Consider the following 22694-nt stretch of genomic DNA (forward strand, 5'->3'; position numbering starts at 1 on the left):
CCGTCTCCAGCGGTGCGTCCTTGGATATGTCTGCCTATAGAGACGGGAAGCGGGCAAAAATCAGAGAGTAAAATTCGGGTTGTCCGGGTTTTTCAGCAAACGGTCCTGATACCAGCGATTAAATTCATCCGCCGACACCGGGCGGCTGATGTGATAGCCCTGTGCCTGCTCGCACTGCAGATGCCGCAATGCCTGCAGGGTGTCTTCATCTTCCACCCCTTCTGCCACCACGTTAAGGCCAAAACTGTGAGCCAGGCCAATGGTGGAGCGCACGATCACCGCATCGGCCTCGTCGGTCAGCATGTCTTTCACAAAGGAACGATCCACCTTCAGGGTGTGAATCGGCAACCGTTTCAGGTAGCTCATGGAGGAATAACCGGTGCCGAAATCATCAATGGCCAGATGCAAGCCCAGATCATGAAACGATTGCACCACCTGCAGGGCCCGCTCCGGATCGGTGATCAGGGCACTTTCCGTGATCTCGATTTCCAGCAAATGGTTGGGAACCTGATACTCCGCAAGCAGGGCCTGTATCTGCTCCGGACAGCGGGTATCGATCAGGTTACGGGCTGACAGGTTGATGGCCACCGCAATCTCCAGACCCTGGTCCATCCAGCTGCGCACCTGGCACAACGCGGCGCGAATCACCCACAGGCTCAGGGGGTGGATAATCTCCGTCATCTCCGCCAGCGGGATAAAATCCCCCGGCGGCACCATGCCCTGTTGTGGATGCATCCAGCGCAACAGGGCTTCACAGCCATTGCAGGCACCGGTGGCCAGATCAATACGGGGCTGGAAGTGCAGCTGCAGCTGATTTTCCCGAATCGCCGCCCCCAGATCCGCCAGGATGGTCAAACGGCGGGAACTGTGGGCATCCATACTCGGGTGGTAAAACTGATAGCGTTCACCGCGGGTTTTGGCCTGATACATGGCGACATCGGCACAGCGCAGCAACGCGTGGCTGTTGTTGCCGTTCTCCGGATACAGGGCCACCCCCACACTGGCCCCCATTTCCAGTGACATGCCTTCCACGTCCAGCGGTTTGCTCAAGGCGGAAATGATCGCCTCTACCTGCGCCACCACCCTGGGCAGGGCTTTGACATTGGACTGCAGTAACGCGAACTCGTCCCCCCCCAGGCGGTACACCTCAGCATCGCCGGCCTGCTCCAGCCTGGTAAGGCGGTTGGCCACCTGCTGCAGAATAAAGTCGCCGATGCGATGGCCCAGGGTATCGTTCACATCCTTGAAGCGGTTCAGGTCCAACAGGATAACCGCCAGTTTCTGGCCACTCTTTTTGGCCTGGGCCAGCAAGCGGGCGGCGTTCTGATGCAGGGAATCCCGGTTGGGCAGCTCGGTGAGACTGTCGTGTGACGTGCTGTAGGCCAGTTGCCGCTGGGATTGAATGAGCGCGTCTTCCGCCTGCTTGCGATCGCTGACATCACGGACGCAGCCCATAATGCAATTTACCCCATCCAGCACCACGGAGGTGAGGGTGACCTCCGCGGCGAAGCGGGTATTATCCAGGCGCCGGTGGGTCCATTCGAAAAACTGATCATCGCCTTCCAGCGCCTGCACCATGTGCTCCTGGGCCCGCTGCACGGAGGTCGCGCCATCGGGCTGGGTTTCCGGCGACAGATCAGAGGGTTTGGCGCCGATCAGCTGCTCCCGGTTGGCCCGAAACATGCGCAGGGCTGCCGGGTTGCATTCGATGATGGTGGCGCCCTTGAGCACGAACACCGCATCACCGGAGCCTTCAAACAAGGCCCTGAACCGGGTCTCCCGGTCACGGAAGGAATTGAACAGCAGCACCTGGGACACCAGGTCCGCCACCGATCCCACGAAATTCTGCTCGTCCTCCGTCCACAACCGCCGCTGACCCACCTGCTCCAGACAGAGCACACCACTGGTGACACCTTCACTGCGCAAGGTGCCGTCCAGCATGGATTTGATATTGAGGGGATTAAGATAGGGCTCCGCAAACTCCCGGGTGCGCGGATCGTTCAGGGCATCGCTGGCGTTGATCACCCGCTCCAGGGCCAGGGCGCTGAAATAGCGGGGAAACGAGCGGGCTTCCAGCACTGCACCCTGCTCAAAGCTGTTGCTGTCCTCGCGGTACAGGCACAGGCACTCCATGGCCACCAGATCCGGCGAAGTCTGCCAGATGCTGGCCCGTTCAACACCCAGTACGTTGGCGCACGTCTGGGTAATGTAACGTAACGCCTGCACCAGGCTTGAATGCCACACCGCGTCAGACTTGGACAGGGCCACATAGGCTTCCGAAAGCTGTCGGGAGAGGCTGTGTACGTCAGTGGAAGACGTAATAGGCATGGGACAAATACAATCTAAATGAACCTTTCTAGAGTATAGACAAGGTTCTGTGCAACGCGCGGTTAACGCTAACCGAATTGGTTTAATCGCAGCCGCGACCTATTTACTTGCTGTCCAGGTACAACAGCGCCTGCTGTTGATCAATGGAAAACGCAAACTGACCAAGGAAATTCATGCCCAACAGGCCGTCCACCTCCTGAGATCCCAGATTCACCTGCAACAGCTCAACATCACGCATTTCCCAGTCCCCAACCCGCATGCGCCCCACCTGATACAAGGGTGACATGACCACACCGTTGGCGGTGTTGACCTGTACCTGTTGTTGTGTATCCTGCAGCACACCATACTGATGCAGGGTTGCGACGGCTTCCCGACTCAATGCGGTCACGGTGGCACCGGTATCGATCATCAGATCCAGTGCCACCGCTTCATCAAACACTACCCTCACCACGAACTGGCCCATCACCGAGTTCAGAGCAATGCCTTCCTGCGCCCGTTGCTGCTGACTCAACTTGCGCTCCACCCGCAACCGGCTTTCCTCCACCTGCGCCTGGTGGGATTCGCTGTAGGGAATCCATTGTAACTGCGTCAGCGCCTGTTCCAGATCACCGGATTGTTCGTAGACTTCCGCCAGCATCAAGCCAAAGGCCGCGTGTTCGGGCTGTTTTTCCAACGCGAACTGCAGCAGCGCCATCAGATCCGGGTTGGTGCTTAACTGAGTGGGGGTTTGCTGGCGGTGCCAGTCCAGCTGTTCCGACAGCAGGGTCTCGATGCGTCGCATCAGTTGTTGACGGCGCAGGGGATCAAGGCTGCCGGCATAGGCCTCAAACAGTAACTTCAGGGCCGCGCGGGGCTGCTGCAGGCCACGGTAAGTCGAGATCATCAGATCCTGCCACAGGGCGTTGTCCGGCTCCGCCAGCAACAGGGCCTGGAGCCAGTGCCGCAGGCGCGGCCAATGGCCTTCTGCCTGTAATTGACGCAAGAAACGATCCAGTGTCTGGCGCAGCTGCGGGGCAGGGGCCGTCTGACCTCCTGGGTTTTGCAGGTATCGCACCACGGTGTCCACGTTGTCCTGCTCCAGGGCCAGGACCAGGTTTGCAGAATCCGGCACCGGCTGCGCCATGATCGGCTGCACCATCGCCACCAGCGGATCATGCGGTTCCCTGTCCTGGGTGGGCACGCTGCCATCAGCCCAGCGCTGGGCACTCAACCAGCCCAGCCCAAACCCCGCCAGCAGCAATAAAAAGGGGTAAAACCGGTTCACCTTCCTGTGATTCACCTTCCTATCTTGAAAGCCCATCTTGAAAGCCCATCCTGACAGTCCATCCCTGCTCAGCTCGCCTTAACCTCCAACCATGCACGAGATAACGGGCGCTGGCAACAACACGCGGCCTCGGTCAGAAATAGGTTGAATAGGCCAGCGAGAAGACATATCCCTCCAGTTTATGATCGATCTGGAGGCCACGATAGGGATTGTAGATTACATCACCCTCGAGGGCCGAGGTGGCGTTACGGCTTTCACCGGGTGCGATGTGAATTTCGGACACCAGATAGGCAAACCCCACATCCAGTTGTGCGCCTTCGCCCATGCGATAGCCGAACCCCAGGGTATAGAGATCGGCATCCCCGATGGGAATCAACAGATCCTGCCGGTCTTCCGGTATGGACGAGGAACGGGGCTCATAACCGGCCCGCAGAAACAGGTTATCGCTGTACCGGTATTCCACGCCGATGGAGACATCCACCACCGCCTCATAATGGCGTTGCAGACGCAGCACATCCGGATCAGCGTAGTCACCGCCGATGCCCCCTCCCGAATAAATATCGGCCAAATTGTTCACTACACTGGCCAGCACCAGATAATCCAGATCCTGGTCGAACTCGAACACCAGCTCCTTGAGCACGCTGTAGTCCACCCATTTCACATCCATGTTCACGCGCCAATCCGGTGTCACCAGCACGGATACCCCCACCGATGCCCACTGGGGTTGGGTGAAGTCAATTTCCACATCACCGCTTTGCGCAGGCTCTGCACTGATCACACCACCATCCAGCACCGCCAGGGCATTGTCGGCGGGCTGCAGGCCCGCCATCAGGGCATTGAAACTGTCGGTATAGCTGAGTTTGAAATCCCCTTTCATGCGGGCCTTGCCCTCACTCTGATAGGCAAATCCCACCGACAACCAGTTGGTGGGATGCCACAACAATCCCAGGGTATAGGCCACCGACAGGGGATCTTCCGCCTCCACTTCCAGCACACCTACATCGTTGTAGGGATTCAATCCCAGCCCCAGATCCACCCCCAGCTCCGATTCCAGATTACCCGCCAACGCACTGAGTTCGCCTACCGTATTGAGGACACTGCGGGTGCGGGTGGTGACACCCAGGCCCTGCCAGGAAAAACCGATGGACCCCCCAACATACAGATCGTCGGTCAGCTCGAATCCAATGGACGGATTGAAATACGCCAGCCGGGTGATGCCGAAACGCTGGCCGTTGAAGGCGGCAATGTTGTCCATATCCCGCTCGTAGCCGAAGATCTGCACCGCAAACGCGGAATTGGCAAACACGAATTGATCATGGGTCCCTCCTCTCAAGGCGAAACCGTAGCCCGGCGCCACCAGAAACGGCAACGGTGTATGGCCGAAAAAAGGCAGGTAAACCGAGGGGGATTCCACCGACACATCCCGGGATTGTTCACCTTGCAGCAACGGATCATCCAGATAATCGGCATTGGACAGGGGGTCAAAGGTGCGGCCGGGGGCAGCGCCACTGACCGTACCCTCGTAATCGAAAAAACCCATCTGCAGTTTGTATTGCTCGTATTTGGTTTCCACCAGGGCCAGGGCCGCCGGATTGTAGTGAATGGCGTCCGGCCCGCGAATGTAGGCCGTGGCGCTGTTGGCCATGGACAGTGCCACCGGATTGCCGATGGACAGGTTGTGGGAAAGCTGAGCTGGAGCAGGGTTGTGCCACAGGCACACGCAGAGTGCGGCACCACTGAGATACCGTGGGGATGACTTCATCATTGGTCTGCCGTTGTAATTGTTGTAATGGGCCGGAAAGGAACTTTTTACCGTTATCCGCTGATCAGCGCTTGCTCAATGTGGCCAGCAATCTGCTTGATTTGTTTGGCTTTTGTAACCCCTGAAACGAAAAAACCCGCCTTTCGACGGGTTTTCCAGGTACTTGGAATTCAGGCTGTCACGATGGATTTTTCACCACATCACCCACCTTCAAGGGTGCCTCAGCACGCAGGATTAAACCATAACTGACTTTCTCGAAGGTGCGGAACACCATCAGAATACCGCGCCGCTCATCAGGCAGCTTCACCAGTTCCTGGGTGATTCTGTCTTTCACCACCGAGCCCTTGGTGTGCACCGCAAGCACATCGCCTACCGAAGCACCGTCCCGTTCACCCACATTCAGCACCACCACATCGTACTGCCCCACATTACGTACCCCGCTGAACACATGCAGAATCACGCCATTCACCTCCATATCCGGAGCTTTGGGGTAAAAAATGGAATCCACACGGCGTTCTTCAGTAGGAATCAGGCGGTCATTGGGGCGGATATCCTCAATGGAATTGGTCACCTTGAAACGACCCACTTCCCCTTCGTGACTTTCAAACCGGGCCATCCCCAGGTCCAGGGCCGCAAAGCCCAGTAGTTCTTCCGTTTCCGGATCGATGTAAGCAGGGCCCTTACGGTAGACGCCATAGTTCTGGTGGGCATCTTCCCAACCGACCTGATGGCGGGCATACATATAATCTCCCAAACCAATGACAATATGATCTTCATCACCGGCCAGGATGTATGGGGAATTAAGAATTTCTTCTTCGGTCATGACCCGGCTGTTGCGCAAAAAGCTCTGGATATGCTCCAGGGGAATGGCCGGAATCACCGACGCCAGTGGTTCGCTGCGCACCTGAGGGGTCAGCTTCACTGTATCGCCTTTCTTGAACACCATGGGGCCCCGTTCAACGGTGAGGCCGGGCTTGCCATTGATGTAGACCAGTTTGATCAGGTCGCCGGGGTAGATCAGGTGGGGGTTGTTGATCTGGGGGTTTACATGCCATAGCTCCGGCCACAACCAGGGATCACTCAAGAACGCGTTGGAGATGTCCCACAGGGTGTCACCTTCCTTTACTGGGTACACGTCAGGGTGGCCCGGTTTCAATTCAACCGCGGAAACCTGCATGGCGACGCCCAGCAAACAGCCAGCTGCCAGCCTGAGAAATGATTTCATCATGGTGAGAATCCCTTTATCATTATCGGTGCCTGTCTTACTCAGGCAGTTTTTGGCATATGGGAAACGGCAAAACACCAGCACGCTGGAATCAGCCTACATTTCACTATAGACCGATTTACGGTGTTGTGTTTTGCGCAATCTGACTAACAGTTTAGACAAGTTTGACAAAAACCAACACAGCAAATCCTGTATGATCATAATCTTAGCAACATTATCTATAGTTATACTAGAAAAGTGGCATTCTCAAGATGGCAATACTGGATATTCTTGAATTTCCTGACCCTCGTCTGCGTACAAAGGCCAAGCCGGTCACAAAAGTCGACGACAAAATACGCAAATTGACCGACGACATGCTGGAAACCATGTACGAGGCGCCGGGGATTGGCCTGGCCGCCACCCAGGTGAACGTGCATCAGCGCATCGTGGTAATCGATGTGAGCGAAGAGAAAGATCAGCCTTTGGTACTGATCAACCCCGAATACGAAGCCATCTCCGGCGAACAGGATTTTGATGAAGGCTGTTTGTCAGTGCCCGGTTACTATGAAACCGTCACCCGCGCCGAAACCATCAAACTCAAGGCCCTGAACCGGGAAGGTGAACCCTTCGAAATGGAGTGCAACGGCATCCTGTCGGTCTGCATTCAGCACGAGCTGGATCACCTGGACGGCAAGCTGTTCGTGGATCATATCTCCAAATTGAAACGGGAACGGATTCGCAAGAAACTGGTGAAGGAGCAAAAGGACCGGGTCAAGGTCCGTTAAGCGCCAGACTGCCACCATCACAACCACCTGAATCAGTTACGGGAATGTCTTGTTGAGTACACCATTGAAAGTGATCTTTGCCGGAACCCCGGAGTTTGCGGCCACTGTTTTACAATCCATTCTGGGGTCAAGGCACCAGGTGATTGCCTGCTATACCCAGCCGGACCGACCTGCCGGGCGCGGGCGCAAACTCACCCCCAGCCCGGTCAAAGCACTGGCGTTGGAGCAGGGTATTCCGGTTTACCAGCCGCTGAACTTCAAACAGGCAGAGGCGGTGGAACAACTGCAGTCCCTGGATGCCGACCTGATGGTGGTGGTGGCCTACGGCCTGATTCTGCCCAAAGCAGTACTGGATGCGCCGCGCCTGGGCTGCATTAATGTGCACGCCTCCATCCTGCCGCGCTGGCGTGGCGCCGCTCCCATTCAACGGGCCATTGCCGCCGGCGACACCGAATCCGGCGTCACCATCATGCAGATGGACGTGGGTCTGGACACCGGTGACATGCTGCTCAAGGCATTCACACCCATTACTGAGGATGACACCGGCGGCAGCCTGCATGATCGCCTGGCCGACATCGGCAGCAGCGCCATTGTAACGGCACTGGATCAGATCGCCGAGGGCCGCGCCAAGCCCGAACCCCAGGACGACAACCTGGCTACCTACGCCCATAAAATGACCAAGGAAGAGGGCAGACTGGACTGGAATCGACCGGCGCGGGAACTGCACAACCTGATCCGGGCCTTCAATCCCTGGCCGGTGACTCACACCGAGCTGGACGGCAAAACCCTGCGGGTATGGCAATCCATACTCGCCAGCCCAACCGCTACAGCAGTTCCCGGCACACTGGTGGCGGTGCACAAAGACGCCCTGGATGTTGCCACCGGTGATGGCATCCTGCGGCTCACCGAACTGCAACTGCCCGGCGCCAAGCGCCTGCCGGTGGCCGCTATCCTCAATGCCAGGGCCGACTGGTTTCCCGCCGGAGCCCGCTTCCATTGAGTGCCGCCACCCACACGGAAGGCGCCCTCAACACCCGGGCCCGCGCCGCCGTTATCCTGCAACAGGTGCTGCCACTGAACCGCCAGAAACTGCAACCTCGATCGCTGTCGGAGCTGCTGCCCGCGGTGGCCGATGCAGACAAGGATCAGGGGCTGCTGCAGGAATTGTGTTTCGGCGTCTGTCGCTGGTACAACCGGCTGGACAAACTGGCCGCGCCCCTGATCCGGCAGCCGTTCAAAAGCAAAGACGCCCAACTGCAGGCCCTGTTATTGATCGGCCTGTACCAGATGTTCTACCTGCGTATTCCGGATCATGCCGCCATTTCGGAAACCGTGGAAGCCTGCCGCCAACTGGGTTTCCACTGGGCAGTGAAGGTGATCAACGGCATGTTGCGCACCGCACAGCGGGACAAGGCCGTGCTGGAATCCAGCCTGCCTGATACTACCCCCATCCAGACCGCACATCCCAAATGGTTTGTGGACAGTGTGGAATCCGCCTGGCCGGAACAGGCCGCCGCCCTGCTGAAGGCCAACAATGTGGCCGGCCCCATGTGCCTGCGGGTGAATGAACAGCAGCTCACTCGTGAGCAATACCTGACGCAGCTGGCACAGCACAACATCCCTGCCCGCGCCGGGCAGTGGGCCCACAGTGCCGTGTATCTGGCACAACCCAGGGACGTCAACACACTGCCGGGCTTCAGCGACGGTGCCGTATCGGTGCAGGACGAGGCCGCCCAGTTAAGTGCGTTTCTGCTGAACCCGCAGCCGGGGGAGCGCATTCTTGATGCCTGCGCAGCGCCGGGCGGTAAAACCGGCCATCTGTTGGAACGGCAACCGCAGCTGGCGGAGTTGATCGCCCTGGATCAGGACGTACAGCGACTGCAACGGGTACAGGAAAATCTGGACCGACTGCAGCTGCAGGCAACACTCGTTCATGCCAGCCTGGAACAGTTTGCCCAGGATCACCCGCAACCCCAATTTGATCGCATCCTGCTGGACGCCCCCTGTTCCGCCACCGGGGTTATTCGCCGCCATCCAGACATCAAGTGGCTGCGCAAACGGGCCGACATCAGTAAACTGGCGGACACCCAACTGCGCCTGCTGCAAATCGCGTTTTCGCTGCTCAAACCCGGAGGCACACTGCTGTACGCCACCTGCTCCATCCTGCCCCAGGAAAACACGCGGGTGCTGCATCAGTTTTTGAAGCAACAGCCCAGGGCCTGTGAGCGCAGCATCTCTGCCCAATGGGGATTGGCCGCAGAGCGCGGCAGCGGTCACGGCCGACAATTGTTTCCCACCATCGACGGACACGATGGTTTTTACTACGGCCTGCTGCAGCAGGCCGACTTGCAACATGCGGACACACAAGGACACTGATGCCGAAATGTCGATCATGTTAGGATGAGACCCGTTGCAGTGAAACCGAACCGACACAGCGAACCCGCATCATGAAGATCATCATTCTTGGAGCCGGCCAAGTAGGGGGCACCCTGGCTGCCAATCTGGCCAGTGAGCACAACGATATCACCGTGGTGGATACCGACGCCGAGCGCCTGCATGAACTACAGGATCGGTACGATATTCGCACCGTCACCGGCATGGCCTCGTTCCCCAGCGTGTTGCGCCAGGCCGGTGCCGACGATGCCGATATGCTGATCGCCGTCACCAACAGTGATGAAATCAACATGGTGGCCTGTCAGGTCGCCTACTCACTGCATCGAACCCCCACCAAAATCGCCCGCGTGCGCTCCGCCAGCTACCTGGCCAAGAGCAAAGGCCTGTTCGGCAATGAGGCGTTTCCCATAGACGTCATTATCTCACCGGAGCAGGTGGTCACCAATCACATCACCCGCCTCATCGAGCACCCCGGCGCCCTGCAGGTACTGGATTTTGCCGAGGGTAAGCTGCAACTGGTGGCGGTGAAAGCCTATTTCAACGGCCCGCTGGTGGGGCGCGAACTGCGCTATCTGCGCCAGCATATGCCGGCGGTGGACACCCGGGTGGCGGCCATCTTCCGCCGCGACCGCCCCATTATTCCCGAAGGCACCACCATCATCGAAGCCGATGACGAAGTCTTCTTCATCGCCGCCAAGAACCACATTCGTGCGGTGATGAGTGAACTGCGGGGCCTGGAACACAATTACAAAAAGATCATCATCGCCGGTGGTGGCAACATCGGTGAGCGCCTGTGCGAGGCGCTGGAAAGCCGCTACCAGGTGAAGATCATTGAACGCAACCAGGAACGTTGTGGGTTTCTGGCGGAGAAGCTGAATAAAACCATCGTCATTCGCGGCAACGCATCCGATCAGGATCTGCTGCTGGAAGAAAGCGTGGAAGACACCGATATTTTCATTGCCGTCACCAACGATGATGAAGCCAACATCATGTCGTCCATGCTGGCCAAGCGCCTGGGGGCGCGCAAGGTGATGACACTGATCAACAATCCCGCCTATGTGGATCTGGTGCAGGGCGGTGACATCGACATCGCCATTTCTCCGCAGCAGGCCACCATCGGCAGCCTGCTCACCCATGTGCGGCGGGGCGACGTCGCCAACGTGCATTCCCTGCGCCGGGGTGCGGCAGAATCCATAGAAGCCATTGCCCATGGCGACGAGAAATCATCAAAAGTTGTGGGCAAAGCCATTGGTGATATTGATTTACCGGAAGGCACCACCATCGGCGCCATTGTGCGCAAGGATCAGGTGCTGATTGCCCACGACGACATCGTGGTGGAATCGGACGATCATGTGGTGCTGTTCCTGATTGATAAACGCCGCATCCAGGATGTGGAACGCCTTTTCCAAGTGGGCATTACCTTCTTCTGAGCGGAGTCCAACACCACCATGCATCCTGCTGTCATCCTGCGTATTCTTGGCCTGCTGTTGATGGTGTACAGCAGTACCATGCTGCTGCCGGCGCTGGTGGCCTTGATTTACGATGATGGCGGCGAAAAGCAGTTCTTCTTTGCCTTTGCCATTACCCTGGTGTCGGGATTGCTGTGCTGGTTGCCGGTACAAAACCGCAAGCAAGACCTGCGGGTGCGGGACGGTTTTGTGGTGGTGGTGCTGTTCTGGACCGTACTGGGATTGTATGGCTCGATCCCCTTCATGCTGGGGGATAAACCCCACATGGACGTGGCCGACGCGGTGTTTGAATCCATCTCGGGGCTGACCACCACCGGTGCCACGGTGATCAGCGGCATCGATGATCTGCCCAAGTCGATTCTGTTTTACCGTCAGCAACTGCAATGGTTGGGGGGTATGGGTATCATTGTGTTGGCGGTGGCCATTCTGCCCATGCTGGGCATCGGCGGCATGCAGCTGTATCGCGCCGAGGCACCCGGCCCCATCAAGGACAACAAACTGACACCGCGCATCACCGAAACCGCCAAAGCCCTCTGGTACATTTATGTTTCACTGACCCTGGCCTGCGCCCTGGCCTACTGGATCTGCGGCATGGATCTGTTCGATGCCATCAGCCACAGCTTCTCCACCGTGGCCATTGGCGGCTTCTCCACCCACGATGCCAGCATCGGCCATTTCAACAGCGCCAGCATTGAGCTGGTGACGGTATTTTTCATGTTGCTGGCGGGGGTCAACTTCGGGCTGCACTTTTTTGCCTGGCGCCGGCGCAATGTGTTGTCGTATTTTATGGATCCGGAATTCCGTTTTTATCTCACCATGTTACTCAGCATCAGCGTGCTGGTTTTCTTCGGCCTGATCCTCACCAGCGAGTACTCGGACCTGTTTTTGGCGGCACGCCATGCCCTGTTCCAGACCGTATCCATCGGCACCACCACCGGCTATGGTGTGGCGGATTTTGCCGCCTGGCATCCGTTACTCACCACCGCCTTGATCATGGGCAGTTTTATCGGTGCCTGTGCCGGTTCTACCGGTGGCGGCATCAAGGCGATTCGGGTGTTCCTCATGTTCAAACAGGGCCTGCGTGAAATTCGGCGCCTGATCCACCCCAACGCCGTGATGATCATCAAACTGTCCAACAAAGCGGTGCCAGACCGGGTCATCGAAGCGGTGTGGGGATTCTTCGGCATCTACCTGATCAGCTTCTGCGTGCTGTTTCTGGCCATGCTGGCCACCGGTATGGATTTCATCACCGGATTTTCTGCGGTGGCCGCCTGCATGAACAACCTGGGGCCGGGAATCGGTGATGTGGCACAGCACTATGGCGCCGTCAGCGATACCGCCAAATGGATACTGTGCTTTGCCATGTTGCTGGGGCGCCTGGAAATTTTCACCCTGCTGGTGCTGTTCACCCCCATGTTCTGGCGCCATTAAACCCGCACTTAATTCGGGCACTGCACAGTTAATAAACGGAATTTTGTTATTTTTTCCCATTTGCAGGCTTTTACCAAGACCCGACAGCAATTCTGGCTATACTCAGGTCATCACCCATAAAGTAAGTATCATCGGTTATGTTCAATCGTGACGAATGGATTCTTGAACAACAGAATCCGATGATTTCTCTGAAGAAGTGGCAAACCACTGTGGATTTGGTGGCGAAACTGTACGAAGCGCCAGCGGTGTACATTATCCAATCCACATCAAAAGGTTACCAGGTTGTCATCGGAAACCAGAACGCCAACAATCCGTACCGCTCCGGCGAGCTGTTTGCCAAGGACATGAAAATGTTCAGCGCCCAGGTGATCAAAAACGCCGGGCCGCTGTACGTTAACCATGCCACCAATATGCCGGAATGGCAGGATAATCCGCTGGTTAAGTCCCACCGGGTCAATTCCTTCCTGGGCGTTCCCATTTACTGGCCGGACGGTTCCTGCTTTGGCACCATCTGTGTGCTGGATTATGCCGTTACCCATTACAACCGCACCTTCCAGGAACTGTTATGGCAGTTCCGCGATCTGGTAGAGGGTGACCTGCTGCTCAACAGTCAGTTTCTGCAACTGCTTGAACTCTCCACCAAAGACGAACTCACCCGCCTGCTGAACCGCCGCGGCTTTTTTATTCAGGCAGAGAAGCACGTACGCCTGGCCCAGCGTCTGGGTCAGAGCGTGGGCGTGATGTACCTGGACCTGGATAACCTGAAACAGATCAACGATCAGCAGGGCCATCGCCTGGGAGACAAAGCCATCTCGGCTCTGGCCGCCGCCATCCACAACGTGCTGCGGGACAGCGATGTGGCAGGGCGCATCGGCGGCGACGAATTTGTGGTGGTGATGATGACCGCCGATGCCCAGGCCTTACCCAAGATGGGCGCCCGGATTCGGGCTGAGCTGAAAAACTTATGTGTAGGTGAACTGCAGGACATGGAACTGAGCGTCAGCATCGGTACGCGGCTGTTTCCGGTAAACGAACTGACCGGCATTGATCGCATGGTGTCGATGGTGGATGAACGCATGTATGAAGACAAGAATCATAATCATGGTTCCCAGGCGGGTGCTGGCTGAGTACCGAGTTTATGTCGATTAAGGTTGCACACGCAGATACGCCACCGTCATGGACACCGCTTCTTTACAAACGGTGTCAACGTAGGACGCCGGAGCATCCATCGTCAGTAATGCCTGAGTGGGTCCAATCAGCATGGTGGTTAACAGGAAACTGCTGGTAAGGGGATCTTTCAGTTTGAGATCGGGGATGCTCTGCAACAGCTCAACGATTCGCGCCTGTGACTGTTGCGCATAGCGCATCACCAACGCATTACCCTCCAACTCGGCGGACACAGAATACAGGGCCTTTGACACATCCGGCCGTTCCATTTTTGCCGCAAAGAATGCCGTCACCAGATTGCCTACGGCGCGTTCCAGCGGTTCGCCTTTACTGATGTCACAGGCATGATCCACCCGCCGGGAGATAGCCTGAACATGCTGCTCCAGCACACCGGCCATCAAACTGTATTTGTCAGAGAAGTACTGATAAAGCGTCCCCACGGATACGCCGGCACACTCAGCCACTTTAGTGGTGGTTAACCGCTCTGGACCTTCTGCCAGCAAAACCTGAATACAACCTTCGAAAATGGCATCCACCGTGAAGGTGGATCGCGCTTGAACCGGCTTTTTTCGGGGCTTGAGACGTTGTTCTTTTTCCAACATGAGATGCGAATTCCCGTTCTTTCTCTGATCACCTAGGATTATGCCACAACCCAGATGCAGATAGCTGAACAAGGAATGAATATGAATACCTATATGATTACCGGGGGCACAGGAGGGCTGGGCCTGGCTACCGCGCGTTTGCTGGCTCAGCAGGCAAACACCCAGGTGGTACTGGCGGTACGCGATACGGACAACGCTCAACGACTTACCCAAGGCTGGAATGAGAATGTACACATTCGTTACCTGAATCTGGCGGACCTCAACGAGGTGGACCGATTTATTGCAGAATGGGACCTGCCCTTGGCAGGCCTGATGAACAACGCGGGCATCCAAATTGTTGACCGCACCCGCTTCAGCCCCCAGCAAGGTGACACGAAAGGCTTTGAGGAAACCGTCACCGTCAATCATCTGGCGGCACTCAAACTTACCCAGGGGCTGATGCCCTTTTTGCAAGGCGGGCGGGTGTTATTTATCGGTAGCGGCAGTCATCATCCAAGAAACGTTACAGCGGGCCTCTTTGGTTTCCGGGGCGCCCGATTTCAGTCAATCGAGCACAGCGTCCGCGCTGAAATCGAGAGTACGGATAGCAAGGGCACTGCCCCCAGACAGGCCGGAATGGACCGCTACGCGACCTCCAAATTCCTCAATATGGTGACCACTGTGGAATTGGCGAGGCGCACCTGCGATCAGGATACAGCGATCTTTTGCCTGGACCCGGGATTGATGGCCGGCACAGGCCTGGTACGCACGCAGACAGCACTGGAGGTTTTCGGTTGGAAGTATATTCTACCTCTGTTCGCCTGGCTGCTGCCGGAAAGCAGCACCCCCAAACGTTCCGCCGACGCCGCCGCGTGGATTCTGAGTCAACCCCACCATTTCACATCAGGAACGATATTTTCCTTTAATAAAAAACCCGCCAAAGGCATCTGGGATAAGGTGTTTGATGTGGAGTTGGGCCAGCGGGTAGTGGATGACTCACTGGCACTGATGAACGGGCTGAATCGAGCTCAACAAGAAAAAGCGTTGCTAGAGGATATCCGGTGATTTCACCGCGGTACCGCCATCCAGCGCAATCACATTACCGGTGATGTAGGCCCCGGCTTGTGACGACAGAAATACCGCCAACCCTTCCATGTCCTCCGGCTCGCCCAGGCGGCCCAGCGGCACGGCGTTGCGTTGCTGTTCGGCCATCTTCTCATCTTTCAATACAAAGGTAGTCATGCGGCTGGGGAACACGCCGGGGGCGATGGCATTGACGGTGATGTGTTTGGCCGCCAGTTCACCCGCCAGAATTTTGGTGAGATGATTCAGCGCCGCTTTGCTGGGACCATAGGCGTAAGCCTGCATGCTGCCGTACATCTGCCCGGCCACCGAAGTGATGTTGATGACCCGCGCCGGGTCCGCTGCGCTGGCGGCGGCCTCCAGCATGGGCAGGCTTTTCTGGGTCATCACAAAGGCGGATTTCACATTCAGGTTTTGGATTTTATCCCAGGCATCGGCGGGGTATTGTTCCAGCGGCGCACCCCAGGTTACCCCGGCGTTGTTCACCAGAATGTTCAACCTGCCTTCGCGCTGCTGAATTTCATTCACCAGATCCACGCAACCCTGTTCCGTGGAAAGATCCGCAGGAATGCCAATACAGGTACCAAAGGCAGACAGCGCTTCTGCGGTGTTGGCGCAGGCTTCGGCCTTGCGTGAGGCCACGTACACTTTGGCGCCGTGCTTCACCAAACCCTGGGCAATCATATAACCGATGCCGCTGGTGCCACCGGTCACCAAGGCAATTTTACCGTTAACCGAAAACAGTGAACTCATAATGTTCCTCTCTTAATCCTTTTACTTAATCGTTGTAATTTTTTTTCAGAATGAGGGCGGCGTGCATTATGTGTTCCTGCATCATAAAATCCGCCCGCTCCGGTTGCTGGTTTGCCATGGCATCAAAGATCACCTGATGGTGATCATGGGCCCGCTGAAATTCCCGCAGGCTATACCAGCGAAACGAACCGTTAAACACAATGGGAATATTGCGCGACTGTTTGGCGAAGCGCACCAGTAAGTCGTTGTGAGTCTCCAGCAGTATGGCCAGGTGAAAAGCTTTGTTCATTTCCCGCCATTCATCAAATTCACCACGCTGCAGTTGGCCACTCTGCAACAGGTTTTCACCGGTTTGCAAAGTGGCGTGCAATGATTCACTCAAGCCACTGGACATGCCCCGTTCGGCTATCAGGCGGCAGCCCAACCCCTCCAGCACCGAGCGCACCCGGAACGCACTGACGATGTCATCCAGTGAAAAATGCCGTACCGAGTATCCGCGGTTGGGCGCATACTCCAACAGGCCGTCCTTGGCCAACACCCGCAGCGCTTCCCGGATCGGAGTACGGGAAACCTGCATGCGCTCGGCCAGCCAGGTTTCCTGCAGGCGGGTACCCGGATCAAACTCACCCTGCAACAGCCGTTCCCGCAGGGCTTCGGTGACGTTCAGGGAGCGGGTGGATTTCAGTGCACCGGTCATGAATCAATATCCAGTCATTTATTTGCCCACCAGGGATCGGGCCACAATTTCTTTCATGATTTCGGAAGTACCGCCATAGATGCGCTGTATGCGGGCATCCATGTAGGCGCGTGCGATGCCGTATTCCATCATGTAGCCGTAGCCGCCAAACAACTGCAAACATTCATCGGCCACCCTGGATTGCAATTCGGTGCTGGAAAGTTTCGCCATGGACGCTTCCACCGCACTCAGGGCACCCTGCTCATATTGGCGGGTGCATTGGTTGATGTAGGCCTTGTTCACTTCCACCTGGGTTTTCAGTTCCGCCAGTTTGAACCGGGTGTTCTGGAACTGCGACACGGCCATGCCGAACGCCTTGCGTTCGTTCACGTACTCAATGGTGCTTTCGATCATCCCCTCGCAGGCCATCACAGCGCTGATAGCCAGAATCAAACGCTCCCGTGGCAGCTCATTCATCAGATTGGCAAAGCCTTTACCCAGCCCGCCCAATACATCCGCTTCCGCTACGGTCACGTTGTCGAAGAACAGCTCGGAGGTATCGCCGCAGTGCAGGCCCATCTTTTCCAGATTTCGGCCCCGCTCAAAACCGGGCAGGGTGGTATCCACGGTGAACAGAGTGATGCCTCTGGCGCCGGCACTGGGATCGGTCTTGGCGGCCACCACGATCACATCACAGTGCTGGCCATTGGTAATAAAGGTCTTCTGGCCGTTAATGCTGTACTGACCATCCTTCAACACGGCGGAGGTGCGCATGCCCTGCAGGTCGGACCCGGCGCCGGGTTCGGTCATGGCAATGGCACCAACTGCCTCGCCACTGACCATTTTGGGCAGCCACTGCTGTTTTTGTTGTTCGGTACCCAGATGGAAGATATAAGGGGTGACGATGTCAGAATGGACGGACACACTGGAGGCGAGGGCCATATAGTTGTGGCGGGAAAACTCCTCAATCACGATGGCACTGAGGGCAAAATCGGCCCCGTATCCACCGTATTCCTCCGGTACGTCCACTGCCAGAAAGCCGTTCTGACCCAACTTGTGCCACAGCTCACGGGGAAATATTTCATCCTTTTCCCACTGCTCGTAATAGGGTGCTACCTCGTTTTTCAAGAACTTGCGAAAGGTGTCGCGAAACAGTTCGCGATCCTGCTGACTCAATACTGACGCTTCGGCCATCCTGATTTCCCTCTAAAAAGGGAAAGATTGTATACAATTTCCAACCCCCGTACAAAAATCCCTTTATTTTTAACCCCCTGTTGTCTACCTTCCATTGCGACTAATCCAATTAGCCCATTATCAGACAGGTATCATTCCATGGCACACAGCACGTTCTTTCGTCAGTTCCGTACACTTCTGCTCCAAGCCCGCGATCAAAATCTGCAGCAGCAGGGCCGTACCACGGTACCGGCCGATCCCGCGCGCCGGGCGTTCTTGCGCAACAGCGCCATGGGGGGTGCGGCGCTGCTCTCCGCCGGCAGCCTCAGCGGTTGTTTCGGAGCCCGGGGTGAACGGGTGGCCGTCATCGGTGGTGGCCTGGCGGGCCTGAACGCTGCCTATCAACTCAGCAAGGCGGGTATGAAAGTGAACGTGTACGAAGCCCGCGGCCGGGTGGGTGGCAGAGTGCACACGGTACAAGGCGTGGTGGGCAACGGGCTGGACACGGACTTGGGGGGCGAGCTGGTGAACAGCGATCACGCCGACATGCAGGCCCTGATCGACGATTTCGGGCTCAGCCTAACCAGCCGCATTGAACCCAATCCAACCCTGGACAAAGTGGCCTATTACTTCGGTGGTCGTAAACGCAGTGAAGCGGAGATGGCCGACGCGCTGCGCCCCTTTGCCGCCCAACTGATGGCCGACGCGGAATTACTGGACATGGATTGGGATACCTACGCCCCCCTGTTTGATAACCAGTCACTCACAGAATATCTGGACATGCACGCTGACAAGCTGCCCGCCGATCCCAACATTCGCGATCTGATCGAAGGTGCGGTGCGGGTGGAATATGGTGTGGAACCGGATCAGTCCCCGGTGCTGCAACTGCTGTATCTGCTGCCGGTGGTGGACGGCGAACAGGTGGAGGTGCTGAGCACCAGCGATGAAGCCTACGTGGTAAACGGCGGCTCGGAAACAATTGTGGCGGGATTACGCGCTGCCCTGGCGGGGCAGATCCACACCAACCGGGCCCTGCAGAAAATCAGCCGCACGGAAACCGGTTACCGCCTGAGCCTGTCCCGGGGCCGGGATGTGGAAGCGGAGTATGTGATTCTGGCGCTGCCCTTCACCGCGTTGCGCAATGTACAGCTGGACATTGAACTGCCCGATTCATTGCGCCGCTTTATCAACGAAGTGGACCTGGGGCGCAATGAAAAGATCGTGGCCGGTGTAAATCAACGGGCATGGGCCAACGACAACGGTTTTGAAATCGAAGCCTGGAACGATCAGTCCGTGTCCCTGTTGTGGGACAGCAGTTTGCGGCAACCGCAGTTGGCGGAAGCCTCACTGACGTTTTTTATCAGCGCCGATGAAGTGGATGGTCTGTTCACAGAGACCGCCGCGGCCACCGGCCAGGCCTTAATGACGGAATACAGCAACGTGCTGCCGTCATTGGCCGCCAGCAGCAACAATCGGTTCATTCGAACGGGGTGGCACAAGACCCGTTACATCGGCGGTGGCTACACCAATTTCAAGCCGGGCCAGTATACGGAACTGGCGGAGGCATGGTTGTATATAGAAGCCGATGATCCCGATGAAGCGCAAAACTTCGCTCTGGATAAACTGATCTTTGCCGGCGAGCACACCAGCGATGAATATTACGGCTTTATGAACGGCGCAGCACAAACCGGCCGCCTGGCGGCACAGGTTGTGTTGCAGTCCATTCTGCAGGAAGCCTGATCACCCGTTACAGTGCGCAGTGCTCTGCTCAATCTTGGATGCAGATTTCTGCGCACTGTAAAAAAGCCCGCTGATTTCTTCTGCTTTTTTTATCCCACCCTGTCTTTGTTGTCGTAACGGTTTTTTTACTTGCATGCACGGGCACTCGAAACACCCGCCACCAAGTAAAGGGAATTCATTCAATCAACAAGGATTACCGGCATGATGTTCAATCCTAAACTCACTGCGCTCAGCGCGGCTATCCTGTTTTCCACCCTCAGCGCCTGTGGTGGCGGTGGCGGTGGCGGCGGGAATGACGACAACGACAATCCTCCCGCACCTCGCCAACAACTTACGGCACTGCCTGCGTTCTTACAAGGCAATGAAGCCAATTGCAGCTTCGTTGAAAGCGGTAATGACGTCAGCCTGGAGGCATACAGCGGCAACCTCAACAACGTTACCGGTCTGACCTGCAACGGGGTGACATTGAGCGATCTGAATGAAATCAGCTTGCTGACGGCACTGGAGACATTGAATCTGGAAGACGCCGGCCTCACCAATGTGAACGAGTTGTTGAACAACAGCACGCTGTCCGAACTGGATCTGTCGGGCAACCCGCTCACGGACCTGGCAACCATTGCCAGCCTCTTGAACCTGACTGCACTGGATCTGGATAACACCGGCCTGTCCGATCTTACACTGCTGCAGTCACTCACCGCACTGCAGCAACTGAACCTTGCCGATAACGACATCAGCAACGTCACGGCACTGGGTAATCTAATGGCACTCACCAGCCTGGACCTTTCCGGCAATAGCATCACCGAGCTCACCTCGCTGGGCGCTCTGACCAACCTGCAAACCCTGGATGTTTCCGGCAACAACAGCCTGGCCTGTGCGGATATCAATAATCTGGATAACACCCTTGGGGGGGCTGTCGAAATCACGGTACCCAGTGACTGCACCACCGCTCTCTATCTGGACAACACCAGCGATGCCAGTCAAACCCTGGACCTCAGTATGCAGGCCATCGCCTTCGATCGCCTGGTGATTGGAGATATTCAAGGCCGGGATGATATCGTTCTGTTTCAATCCGGCAACGATCTTCGCGTCACCGCCAATACCTCTGCCGGGGAGAAGCAAATCACCTTCAGCAATTGGTTCAGTGATGAAGCATATCAGCTTGGTGAGTTCGAAATCGGCAGTGAAGGGGTCAGCAGATTCGATGATCTGCGAGCCGCCGTCGGTTTGGGGCTCGCCCTAACGGATCAAGACGATACCTACAGCGGCAGCAATGGCAATGATATTATTTATGGCCTGGATGGCAACGATATCATCGCTGGTGAACGCGGCGCGGATGTCATTGTGGGTGGAAGCGGGAGCGACATCCTTTCGGGCCATAAGATTACCATTGATGACGATAGCTCAGTAACTCGCTCTGTCAGCTATGATAGTGACCAGGATACAATTGTATTCAATCTGGGGGACGGCAACGACATCATCTATGAGTATGAAGTCACCTTGAGCAATCGCGCTCTTTTGCAGTTTGGCACCGGCATCGCCCCCGCTGACATTACCCTGTACCGAAACGGGCTTGATCTTGTTTTCCAGATCAACGCAGAGGATTCGGTGACCGTTTTCGAATGGTTCAAGGCCGGTCAATATCGTATCGGGCAAATTCAGTTTGGTAACAACGATCCGATCGCCGCCACGGAGTGGGTGAATGCTCAACCGCTTAGCTCCAATGACATCACCGTTACCGGTACCGATGCCAGTGAGTCACTGATTGGCAGTACGGACGATGATATAATTTATGGCTTGGACGGTTCGGACATTATCACCGGCGGTGAAGGGAATGATATACTTTCCGGCTATCGAATCATCGTTGGCGAAGATAACTCGGTAACTCGCTATCCCAGCTATGACAATGATCAGGATACCTTTGTATTCAATCCGGGGGACGGCAACGACATCATCTATGAGTATGAAGCCTCCTTTAGCAATCGTGCTCTTCTGCAGTTTGGTGCCGGCATCGCCCCCGCTGACATTACCCTGTACCGAAACGGGCTTGATCTTGTTTTCCAGATCAACGCAGAGGATTCAGTGACCATTTTCGAATGGTTCGACGCCGATCAATATCGTATCGGGCAGATTCAGTTTGGTAACGACGATCCAATAGCCGCCACGGAGTGGGTGAATGCCCAACCCGTTTCACTGCAAGCATCCGGAATACTAGAGGGCGATAATGACGCAAATGTTCTTACCGGCACCGGTGGCAACGACATCATCTATGGACTGGATGGCGTGGACATTATCACCGGCGGAGAAGGGAACGATATACTTTCCGGCTATCGAATCACCGTTGGCGAAGATAACTCGGTAACTCGCTATCCCAGCTATGACAATGATCAGGATACCTTTGTATTCAATCCGGGGGACGGCAACGACATCATCTATGAGTATGAAGTCACCTTGAGCAATCGTGCTCTTTTGCAGTTTGGTGCCGGCATCGCCCCCGCTGGCATTACCCTGTACCGAAACGGGCTTGATCTTGTTTTCCAGATCAACGCAGAGGATTCGGTGACCGTTTTCGATTGGTTCGATGCCGATCAATATCGTATCGGGCAGATTCAGTTTGGTAACGACGATCCAATCGCCGCCACGGAGTGGGTGAATGCCCAACCCGTTTCACTGCAAGCATCCGGAATACTAGAGGGCGATAATGACGCAAATGTTCTTACCGGCACCGGTGGCAACGACATCATCTATGGACTGGATGGCGTGGACATTATCACCGGCGGAGAAGGGAACGATATACTTTCCGGCTATCGAATCACCGTTGGCGAAGATAACTCGGTAACTCGCTATCCCAGCTATGACAATGATCAGGATACCTTTGTATTCAATC

Annotated in this window: 17 protein-coding genes; 9 read left to right on the forward strand and 8 right to left on the reverse strand. The window is 56.3% G+C overall.

Going from position 1 to position 22694, the window contains the following annotated elements:
* Window positions 1-60: 60 nt before the first annotated feature.
* From D9N13_RS23940 to D9N13_RS23955, 4 genes are all read right to left on the reverse strand, one after another.
* Window positions 61-2328, reverse strand: coding sequence for a putative bifunctional diguanylate cyclase/phosphodiesterase (locus D9N13_RS23940; protein ID WP_290594687.1), 2268 nt, complete (start codon window positions 2326-2328; stop codon window positions 61-63).
* A gap of 103 nt (window positions 2329-2431) precedes the next feature.
* Window positions 2432-3607 carry a TIGR02281 family clan AA aspartic protease gene (locus D9N13_RS23945; protein ID WP_290594688.1) on the reverse strand — a complete coding sequence of 392 codons (1176 nt, stop codon included), beginning with the start codon at window positions 3605-3607 and terminating at the stop codon, window positions 2432-2434.
* Between the two features lie 118 nt (window positions 3608-3725).
* Window positions 3726-5357, reverse strand: a complete 1632-nt coding sequence (locus D9N13_RS23950) for an OmpP1/FadL family transporter (RefSeq protein WP_290594689.1) — start codon at window positions 5355-5357, stop codon at window positions 3726-3728.
* Window positions 5358-5532: 175 nt separating this feature from the next.
* Complete coding sequence (locus D9N13_RS23955) at window positions 5533-6582, reverse strand: LysM peptidoglycan-binding domain-containing protein (RefSeq protein WP_290594690.1); 1050 nt, start codon at window positions 6580-6582, stop codon at window positions 5533-5535.
* A gap of 248 nt (window positions 6583-6830) precedes the next feature.
* On the opposite strand from D9N13_RS23955, the gene def reads away from it, so the two are divergent.
* From def to D9N13_RS23985, 6 genes are all read left to right on the forward strand, one after another.
* Window positions 6831-7343: a peptide deformylase gene (gene def / locus D9N13_RS23960; protein ID WP_290594691.1), complete on the forward strand. Its 513-nt coding sequence runs from the start codon at window positions 6831-6833 to the stop codon at window positions 7341-7343.
* A 52-nt stretch (window positions 7344-7395) separates the two neighbouring features.
* A complete protein-coding gene (gene fmt, locus D9N13_RS23965) occupies window positions 7396-8343 on the forward strand; it encodes a methionyl-tRNA formyltransferase (RefSeq protein WP_290594692.1) in 948 nt (315 codons plus the stop codon).
* The gene (gene rsmB, locus D9N13_RS23970; RefSeq protein WP_290594693.1) at window positions 8340-9719 is read left to right on the forward strand and encodes a 16S rRNA (cytosine(967)-C(5))-methyltransferase RsmB; all 1380 of its coding nucleotides are present in this window, start codon (window positions 8340-8342) and stop codon (window positions 9717-9719) included. The genes fmt and rsmB overlap by 4 nt, the downstream gene beginning before the upstream one ends.
* Window positions 9720-9790: 71 nt before the next feature.
* Window positions 9791-11167, forward strand: coding sequence for a Trk system potassium transporter TrkA (gene trkA, locus D9N13_RS23975; protein ID WP_290594694.1), 1377 nt, complete (start codon window positions 9791-9793; stop codon window positions 11165-11167).
* 18 nt (window positions 11168-11185) lie between these two features.
* On the forward strand, window positions 11186-12637 hold the full coding sequence (locus D9N13_RS23980; RefSeq protein ID WP_290594695.1) for a TrkH family potassium uptake protein: 1452 nt from the start codon (window positions 11186-11188) through the stop codon (window positions 12635-12637).
* Between the two features lie 137 nt (window positions 12638-12774).
* Complete coding sequence (locus tag D9N13_RS23985) at window positions 12775-13764, forward strand: sensor domain-containing diguanylate cyclase (protein WP_290594696.1); 990 nt, start codon at window positions 12775-12777, stop codon at window positions 13762-13764.
* 18 nt (window positions 13765-13782) lie between these two features.
* Here D9N13_RS23985 and D9N13_RS23990 read toward each other — a convergent pair whose 3' ends face one another.
* Entirely contained in the window at window positions 13783-14406 is a 624-nt protein-coding gene (locus D9N13_RS23990; protein ID WP_290594697.1) for a TetR/AcrR family transcriptional regulator, read from the reverse strand.
* 81 nt (window positions 14407-14487) lie between these two features.
* Between D9N13_RS23990 and D9N13_RS23995 the strand changes: the two genes are divergently transcribed.
* A complete protein-coding gene (locus D9N13_RS23995) occupies window positions 14488-15450 on the forward strand; it encodes an SDR family NAD(P)-dependent oxidoreductase (protein WP_290594698.1) in 963 nt (320 codons plus the stop codon).
* Here the strand turns inward: D9N13_RS23995 and D9N13_RS24000 are convergent.
* From D9N13_RS24000 to D9N13_RS24010, 3 genes are read right to left on the reverse strand one after another with little or no spacing between them, the layout of a single operon-like run.
* Window positions 15433-16221 (reverse strand): SDR family oxidoreductase, encoded by a 789-nt coding sequence (locus D9N13_RS24000; protein ID WP_290594699.1) that lies wholly within the window; start codon window positions 16219-16221, stop codon window positions 15433-15435. The genes D9N13_RS23995 and D9N13_RS24000 overlap by 18 nt on opposite strands.
* Window positions 16222-16246: 25 nt before the next feature.
* Entirely contained in the window at window positions 16247-16918 is a 672-nt protein-coding gene (locus D9N13_RS24005) for a GntR family transcriptional regulator (protein WP_290594700.1), read from the reverse strand.
* Between the two features lie 18 nt (window positions 16919-16936).
* Entirely contained in the window at window positions 16937-18091 is a 1155-nt protein-coding gene (locus D9N13_RS24010) for an acyl-CoA dehydrogenase family protein (protein ID WP_290594701.1), read from the reverse strand.
* A 138-nt stretch (window positions 18092-18229) separates the two neighbouring features.
* On the opposite strand from D9N13_RS24010, the gene D9N13_RS24015 reads away from it, so the two are divergent.
* Window positions 18230-19810, forward strand: coding sequence for a flavin monoamine oxidase family protein (locus tag D9N13_RS24015; RefSeq protein ID WP_290594702.1), 1581 nt, complete (start codon window positions 18230-18232; stop codon window positions 19808-19810).
* Between the two features lie 201 nt (window positions 19811-20011).
* The coding region (locus D9N13_RS24020) for a leucine-rich repeat domain-containing protein (protein WP_290594703.1) at window positions 20012-22694 on the forward strand (2683 nt) is incomplete at its 3' end.

It is taken from the genome of Ketobacter sp. GenoA1 (assembly GCF_003671475.1).
Taxonomy (GTDB): Bacteria; Pseudomonadota; Gammaproteobacteria; order Pseudomonadales; family Ketobacteraceae; genus Ketobacter.

Bases quoted from the DNA above. Each gene is read 5' to 3' on its own strand.
- D9N13_RS23940 (WP_290594687.1), bottom strand. From the start codon at position 2,328: ATGCCTATTACGTCTTCCACTGACGTACACAGCCTCTCCCGACAGCTT.
- D9N13_RS23950 (WP_290594689.1), bottom strand. From the start codon at position 5,357: ATGATGAAGTCATCCCCACGGTATCTCAGTGGTGCCGCACTCTGCGTG.
- D9N13_RS23955 (WP_290594690.1), bottom strand. From the start codon at position 6,582: ATGATGAAATCATTTCTCAGGCTGGCAGCTGGCTGTTTGCTGGGCGTC.
- def (WP_290594691.1), top strand. From the start codon at position 6,831: ATGGCAATACTGGATATTCTTGAATTTCCTGACCCTCGTCTGCGTACA.
- trkA (WP_290594694.1), top strand. From the start codon at position 9,791: ATGAAGATCATCATTCTTGGAGCCGGCCAAGTAGGGGGCACCCTGGCT.
- D9N13_RS23980 (WP_290594695.1), top strand. From the start codon at position 11,186: ATGCATCCTGCTGTCATCCTGCGTATTCTTGGCCTGCTGTTGATGGTG.
- D9N13_RS23985 (WP_290594696.1), top strand. From the start codon at position 12,775: ATGTTCAATCGTGACGAATGGATTCTTGAACAACAGAATCCGATGATT.
- D9N13_RS23990 (WP_290594697.1), bottom strand. From the start codon at position 14,406: ATGTTGGAAAAAGAACAACGTCTCAAGCCCCGAAAAAAGCCGGTTCAA.
- D9N13_RS23995 (WP_290594698.1), top strand. From the start codon at position 14,488: ATGAATACCTATATGATTACCGGGGGCACAGGAGGGCTGGGCCTGGCT.
- D9N13_RS24000 (WP_290594699.1), bottom strand. From the start codon at position 16,221: ATGAGTTCACTGTTTTCGGTTAACGGTAAAATTGCCTTGGTGACCGGT.
- D9N13_RS24005 (WP_290594700.1), bottom strand. From the start codon at position 16,918: ATGACCGGTGCACTGAAATCCACCCGCTCCCTGAACGTCACCGAAGCC.
- D9N13_RS24010 (WP_290594701.1), bottom strand. From the start codon at position 18,091: ATGGCCGAAGCGTCAGTATTGAGTCAGCAGGATCGCGAACTGTTTCGC.
- D9N13_RS24015 (WP_290594702.1), top strand. From the start codon at position 18,230: ATGGCACACAGCACGTTCTTTCGTCAGTTCCGTACACTTCTGCTCCAA.